Raw genomic sequence first — 6,601 nt, 5'->3', positions numbered from 1 at the left:
CTGTCGGTACCGCTGGCGGAGGCGAGGGCGCTGACCGGCATGGTCATGCCGACCGTCAGCAGGCCGACGACGCCCATCACGCCGAACGAGAACGACGTGGCCGCGATGCGGCGGACGTTGCGACGCGTGCGGGGAGCCGCGGGCAGGCCGTCGACGACGGGCTGAGCCGGGGTGGCGATGGGGGCCTGGACGGCGGTCTCGCCGGTGAACGCGAACAGACGCGCAGCCGATTCGAACTCGTCGGTCGCGGCGTCGGCGGCGGTCTGGCCCAGACCGAAGGCGGCACCCGGGGCCTCGAGCGCCGGGCGCACGGGAGCGGCGGGAGCCTCGATGGGCGCGGACGCCTCGCCACTGTCGAGGATGACCTCGGCCTGCGGGCGGCGACGCGAGCGGCGCGTGACCGGGAGCGTGATGGGCGAGGTGGGAAGCGACACCGGCGTGGTGGCGACGTCGCTGTCGGCGCTCTGGAGGATGACGGCGACCTCGTCCGAGCGGGGCTCGGCGACGACGGTCACGTCGAGGGAGTCGGCGGGCGCGGCGGCCGGCGTCTCGACCTCGGTGAGGGTCGGCTGGATGGTCGCGGCGATCACCGTCTCGATCACGGCGGCGGCGACGTTCTCGATCAGCTCGGGCTGCGAGGCGGCCTCGGCGTCGATCGGAGCCGGGTCGGCCGGCTTGGCGGCGGGAGCGTCGATCGTGGCGACGGGGGTCTCGCTCGCGGCGCGACGGCGCATCTCGGCTCGGGTCAGCCGGGGTGCGGTCTCGGGAGCGGGCTCGGTGAGGGGGCGACGAGACCGCCGGGTGACGGCGGGCTCAGTCGAGGAGGCTTCTGAGGGCAACGCGCGGGGGCTCTCGTGTCGTGTCGCGCAGGGGCGACGGCTTCGGGCTGGGGGGCTGGGCCGTTTCCGCAGGTTCGGGTTGCGGAAAGTAACGAACAGGTAAAGACACTACCCCGAGCGGTCTGAGAATGCCATGACAACGACCGTCATTTCACCCGCGGGTACGCCAGAAGCGGTTCGAGCCGGGCGAAGAACGCCGGGCTCGCGGCGATCACCATGGCGTTTCCGGGGCGGCCGCCCGGCGCGCCGCCGACCTGTCCCCCCGCCTCTTCGACCAGCAGGGCACCGGCCGCGTGGTCCCACGGATGCGTGCCCTTCTCGTAGTACGCGTCGACGCGTCCGGCCGCGACCGAGGCGAGGTCCAGCGACGCCGCGCCGATGCGGCGGACGTCGCGCGCGATCGGCATCACCCGCGAGAGCTGGTCGAGCGCCGGGCCGTGGGTCGCGGGGTCGTACCCGAATCCGGTGGCGACGAGACCACCGGCGTCACCGACCTCGCTGACCGACAGCCGCTGCGCTCCCAGCCACGCTCCCCCGCCCCGCGATGCGCGGAACAGCTCGCCCGTGACGGGGTTGAACACGGCTCCGGCCAGCGCCGTCCAGGTCGCCGGATCGGCGGATCCCTCGACCGCGGCGATGCTCACGGCCCAGGCGGGGATGCCGTAGGCGTAGTTGACGGTGCCGTCGATCGGATCGACCACCCACGTGATGCCGCTGGTACCCGCCTCGGCTCCGGACTCCTCGCCGTAGAAGCCGTCGTCGGGGCGCTCGCGCGCCAGCTCCGCCCGGATGAAGGCCTCGACCTCGCGGTCGGCGGCGGTGACGATGTCGGCGGCGGCGGACTTCGTGGCGGCGACCGTGACACCCTCCTGCCGGCGGCGGTGGGCCAGGGCCCCGGCGTCCTGGGCGATGCGCGCGGCGAGGTCGAGCAGGTCTGCGGCGAGAGTCATGGCATCCACCGTACGTGCGCCACCCCCTGCGGAGAATTCCTTCCCCTCGTTAGCGTGGGCCCATGACCGCTTCGGAAACTCGCCGGTACGACGTCGTCATCGTGGGGGGCGGGCACAACGCCCTCGTCTCCGCGGCCTATCTCGCCCGCGCCGGGCGCTCGGTGGCGGTGATCGAGAGATCGGATGCCGTCGGCGGCGCCGCGGTGTCGGAACGCCCCTGGCGCGGGGTCGACGCCCGCCTGTCGCGCTACTCGTACCTGGTGAGCCTGCTGCCGCAGAAGATCATCGACGACCTGGGTCTGCGGATCACCCTGAAGCGCCGGCGCTATTCGTCGTACACCCCCGATCCGGCCGATCCCTCGCGCGGCATCCTGATCGATACCCAGGATGCCGAGGCCACCGCCGCCTCGTTCACCCGCACGCTGGGCGAGGCCGGCGCGGCCGAGGCAGAGCGCTTCGCGGCGTTCGGCGAGCGGATCGCGCCGCTCGGCCGGGCGGTGTTCCCCACGATGACCGAACCGCTGCCGACGGTCGACGAGATCCGCGCCGCGGTGGACGACGACGAACTGTGGGACGCACTGACGACCCGCCCGCTCGGCGATCTGCTGCGCCGCTCCTTCGAGAGCGACCTGGTGCGCGGGATCGTCCTGACCGACGGCCTCATCGGCACCTTCGCGAGCTCCGACGATCCCTCACTGGCGCAGAACCGCTGCTTCCTGTACCACGTGATCGGCGGCGGAACGGGCGACTGGGACGTCCCCGTGGGCGGCATGGGCGCGGTCACGAAAGAACTCGAACGTGTCGCGCTCGAGGCCGGCGCCGACATCTACGTGGGCGTCGAGGTCATGTCGATCTCGCCCGACGGCGATGTGCACACGATGACCGACCGCTCCGAGGTCTTCCACGGCGATCTCATCCTGAGCGGCGTCGGGCGGGCCGTGCTCGACCGACTGCTGTCCGCGGGCGGCAGCGCGACGACCGGCGCCGAGACGCCCGAGGGCGCGCAGGTGAAGGTCAACATGCTGCTGTCGCGCCTGCCGCGCCTGCGCGACGAGTCGGTGAGCCCCGAGGCGGCGTTCTCGGGTACCTTCCACGTCAACGAGACGATGACCCAGGTGGATGCCGCTTACGTCGCGGCATCCGGGGGTCTCATCCCCGAGCCGCTGCCGGTCGAGATCTACTGCCACTCGCTGACCGACCCCTCGATCCTCGGCGACCACCTCGTGGCCGACGGCGCGCAGACTCTCACGATGTTCGGCCTGCAGGTGCCGCACCGGCTGATCGCCGACATGGACCCCGTCGCGGCGGGCGCGAAACTGCTCGCGGCCGCCCAGGCCTCGCTGGAATCGGTGATCGCCGAGCCGCTGCGGGACTGCATCTTCCGCGCGCCGGACGGCCGCCTGTGCATCGAGGCGCGCACGACCGGCGACCTCGAGGAATCATTGAACATGGTCGGCGGCGACATCTTCCACGGCCCCCTGTCATGGCCGTGGCTCTCGGCTCCGGCCTCGACCCCGGCCGCACGCTGGGGCGTGGCGACCGCGCACCCCCGCGTGCTGCTGTGCGGGTCGAGCGCGCAGCGCGGAGGGGCGGTCAGCGGCATCGGCGGGCAGAACGCCGCGATGGCGGCGCTCGAGATCCTCGAGGGGTGAGGGCGGCGGAGGCGCCGTAATCCGGCATCCCTGCCGTCCTGCGGACGCGCGGCGCGACACGCGGCCGGCCAGCCCGTCGACACGGCGCGGCGCCGCCGACATCCGCACGACGGCCGCCGCGGACGGCGTTCCGCCTCAGGCGGGGGTGACCGGCTGCTGCAACTCGGTCACCCAGTCGGCCTGGTCGTCGGACACGGCCCGCACGTACAGCTCCCGGCACGGGCCCGACGGAACGAGTCCGCGGTCGAGGATCTGCGCGTGGACGGACTGCCAGCTCTCGCCGATGCGGTCCATGGATCCCAGATGGATGCCGCACACGGCCTCGCCGACCGCGGGGAGCTCGACGATCTCGACGCCGTCGCGCGCGGGGCCTGTGTAGACGTATCCGGCGACGACCTCGGTGCCGTCCTCTCGGGCCGCGTACTGGGCGACCGGAGTGTCGAGCGCTCCCCGCTCGCCGCCGATCACCGCGGCGACGGCGTCGAACGTCGGGCCGACGGCCTCGGCCATCTCGGCCCCGTCGGCGACCAGTCGGCGCCGCGCCGCCAGGCGGAGGGCCGGCAAGGGCTTGCGGACGATCTCGATCTCGCGCATGTGCTTCTCGCTTTCGATGAGGTGGAGGCGCCGCTCCACGTCGACGAGCCGTGCGGCGGCGATGCGGTGCTCGCGCTCGACCTCGGCGCGGCGCTCACGGAGCAGGGACGCGATGCGCTCGGCATCCACTCCCCCGTCCAGGATCTGCGCGACGTCGTCCAGGCCGAAGCCCAGCTGACGCAGCGCCACGATCCGATGCAGCCGCGCCAGCTGCGACGGGTCGTACGACCGGTAGCCGCTGCGCTCGTCCACGTGCGCGGGCACGAGCAGACCCGCGGTGTCCCAGTGCCGCAGCATGCGGTGGGTCACCTGACCGATCTGCGCGAACGCTCCGATGGACAACATGCTTCCGTTCTCCTCCCTCACACCGTGTCAGGGTCAAGCGGGACGGCGGGGCGGGTCGACGGGCGACCCCGGGTGGTCAGGGCGCCGGCGGTGCCGATGATGCTGTCGACGGCATCCATCAGGACCGGGGTCGACGGCGCGGCGTATCCGAACACGATGCCCGGGGGCAGGTCGGTGGGGGCGCCGGGCACGGCGTAGCCCGAGAGGGGCGCGACCAGGACGCCGTCCGCGGCGAGCGCGGCGACCAGCTCGGCCTCGACGCCGGGCGCGGCGTCGTCGAGCAGCACCACCGCGTGCAGCCCGCCGTCGGTGGCCGTCAGCGTCAGGCCCTCGGCGCCGGCGAAGGCCTCGAGCAGCAGACGGCGGCGATGGCGGTAGTCGCGGCGGCGGCGGGCGGTATGGCGGGCCAGGGCCCCCTCGGCCAGGTACAGCGCGAGAGCGCGCTGCGGAATCGATGCGACGGGCGGGTCGAGGTCTTCACGCGCGGCGACGATGCGGGCGCGGACGGCCCCGGTCGCCACGATCCACCCGCAGCGCAGCGCCGGGCTGAGCACCTTCGAGAAGCTGCCGATCAGGACGACGCCCGCCGGGTCGAGCAGGTGCAGCGGGGGCAGCGGAACCCGCCCGTGCGGGAACTCGCTGTCGTAGTCGTCCTCGATGACGACCGTCGCCGTGCGAGCCGCCCAGTCCAGCAGCCGGGAGCGGGCGGCGGCATCCAGGCGACTGCCGAGCGGGTAGTGGTGATGCGGGGTGACGATGACGGCATCCAGATCGTCGCGCTCCTCGACGGCGTCCAGGTCGAGCCCCGTGGTCGATCGCACCGCGATCGGCACCGCCTGCGCGCCCAGCCGCGCGAGCAGCCGGCGCACCCGCGGATAGCCCGGGTTCTCGATGCCCACGCGCAACGTGCCTCCGCGCTGCCCCAGGGCCAGCAGGGCGAGCAGCATCGCGTCGCTCGTCCCCGCGGCGACGATCACGTCGTCGGGCGCGACGTCGAGGCCCCGGGTGCGTCCGAGGTGCGCGGCGATCGCCGCGCGCAGGGCGGGGTCGCCGAGGACGTCGCCGATGTCGGAGTCGACGTCGAGGGTGCTCGCACGACGCCAGGCCGAGCGCCAGGCAGCGTCGACGACGCCCGTGGTCCCGGGCCGGCCGGGACGCAGATCGACCAGGGGCGTCGGTGCCACGGGGTAGGGCGATGCCGTGGCGACCGCGGTCGACGGCGCCGCCGCGCGGGCCACCGCGGCGACGGCGGTGCCCCCGCCCGGTCGCGTGACGAGGTACCCCTCGCCCGCGAGGATCTCGTACGCCGAGACGACCGTCCCGCGCGCGAGACCCAGGTCGGCCGCGAGCGCGCGGCTCGACGGCACGGGATCACCCGCGCGCACGCGGCCGGCGAGCACCGCGGCGCGGATGCCGTGGGCGAGTTGCTCGTGCAGCGGTGCGGGCGCACTCCGGTCCAGGATGCCGACGTCGATCACGCCTCGATCCTGTCACTGGTCCATCGATCACGCACAGAAGCGGACTACACGATGAACCAGACAATGGCCTGGAATCGACCCATGACCACCGAACTACCCCTCACCACCCTGACGCGCGTGCGCCGCGGCGCCCACCACCAGCGCACCGACCGCGCGGCCCTGTACGACATCGTCGACACCGCCCTGTACGCGACCGTCGCCATCGTCCGTGACGATCGTCCGGTCGCCCTCCCGGTGGGGATCGGGCGCGACGACGACGACCTGCTCATCCACGGCTCGACCGGCAGCGACTTCTTCCGCCGCATCGCCGGGGGGACGGCGGTGAGCCTCACCGTCACGCACCTGCTGGGGATGAAGTACGCCCGCTCCCTCTTCGACAGCTCGATGCGGTACCGCTGCGCGGTCGTGCACGGCGTGGCATCCGTCGTCCCTCCGGAGCAGAAGGAGGCGGCGCTCCTCACGCTGTCCGAGCACCTGATGCCGGGACGCAGCGCCGACGTGCGCGCGATGACGGCGCGCGAGATTGCCGCGACCCTGATACTGCGCGTCCCCCTCGCCGAGGCGAGCGTCAAGGACAACGCCGGCTCGCTCGTCGAGGTCGACGACGACGGCGAGGACCGTACCGTGTGGGCGGGGATGCTGCCGCTGCGGGTCGTCGCGGGCGAGCCGGTCACGTCGCCGCAGACCGCGACGGGCACGCCGGTTCCGGAGTCGGTGCGGCGCGCCGCCGCACGTATCACGGC

At 73.4% G+C, this 6,601-nt stretch carries 5 protein-coding genes and 1 pseudogene; 2 read left to right on the top strand and 4 right to left on the bottom strand.

Annotated elements, in window-relative coordinates; translation table 11 throughout:
• Both DBR36_RS03610 and DBR36_RS03605 read right to left on the bottom strand, forming a co-directional pair.
• Positions 1 to 734: pseudogene (locus DBR36_RS03610) on the bottom strand (hypothetical protein); the annotation flags it as partial.
• A gap of 251 nt (positions 735 to 985) precedes the next feature.
• Complete coding sequence (locus DBR36_RS03605; RefSeq protein ID WP_108317610.1) at positions 986 to 1,789, bottom strand: inositol monophosphatase family protein; 804 nt, start codon at positions 1,787 to 1,789, stop codon at positions 986 to 988.
• Positions 1,790 to 1,851: 62 nt separating this feature from the next.
• On the opposite strand from DBR36_RS03605, the gene DBR36_RS03600 reads away from it, so the two are divergent.
• Positions 1,852 to 3,441, top strand: coding sequence for an NAD(P)/FAD-dependent oxidoreductase (locus tag DBR36_RS03600; RefSeq protein WP_108317609.1), 1,590 nt, complete (start codon positions 1,852 to 1,854; stop codon positions 3,439 to 3,441).
• 135 nt (positions 3,442 to 3,576) lie between these two features.
• On the opposite strand, the gene DBR36_RS03595 is transcribed toward DBR36_RS03600, so the two are convergent.
• Both DBR36_RS03595 and DBR36_RS03590 read right to left on the bottom strand, forming a co-directional pair.
• Positions 3,577 to 4,380, bottom strand: coding sequence for a MerR family transcriptional regulator (locus DBR36_RS03595; protein WP_108317608.1), 804 nt, complete (start codon positions 4,378 to 4,380; stop codon positions 3,577 to 3,579).
• A 17-nt stretch (positions 4,381 to 4,397) separates the two neighbouring features.
• The gene (locus DBR36_RS03590) at positions 4,398 to 5,858 is read right to left on the bottom strand and encodes a PLP-dependent aminotransferase family protein (RefSeq protein ID WP_108317607.1); all 1,461 of its coding nucleotides are present in this window, start codon (positions 5,856 to 5,858) and stop codon (positions 4,398 to 4,400) included.
• A gap of 81 nt (positions 5,859 to 5,939) precedes the next feature.
• On the opposite strand from DBR36_RS03590, the gene DBR36_RS03585 reads away from it, so the two are divergent.
• Positions 5,940 to 6,601, top strand: a 662-nt coding sequence (locus DBR36_RS03585; protein ID WP_108317606.1) for a pyridoxamine 5'-phosphate oxidase family protein, incomplete at its 3' end; no start/stop codon positions are given.

It is taken from the genome of Microbacterium sp. HMWF026, assembly GCF_003061325.1.
GTDB classification, from domain to species: Bacteria; Actinomycetota; Actinomycetes; order Actinomycetales; family Microbacteriaceae; genus Microbacterium; species Microbacterium testaceum_E.
This window is presented reverse-complemented; position numbering and strand designations above follow the sequence as displayed.

Coding starts and splice junctions, on each gene's coding strand:
- DBR36_RS03605 (WP_108317610.1), bottom strand. CDS start 1,789: ATGACTCTCGCCGCAGACCTGCTCGACCTCGCCGCGCGCATCGCCCAG.
- DBR36_RS03600 (WP_108317609.1), top strand. CDS start 1,852: ATGACCGCTTCGGAAACTCGCCGGTACGACGTCGTCATCGTGGGGGGC.
- DBR36_RS03595 (WP_108317608.1), bottom strand. CDS start 4,380: ATGTTGTCCATCGGAGCGTTCGCGCAGATCGGTCAGGTGACCCACCGC.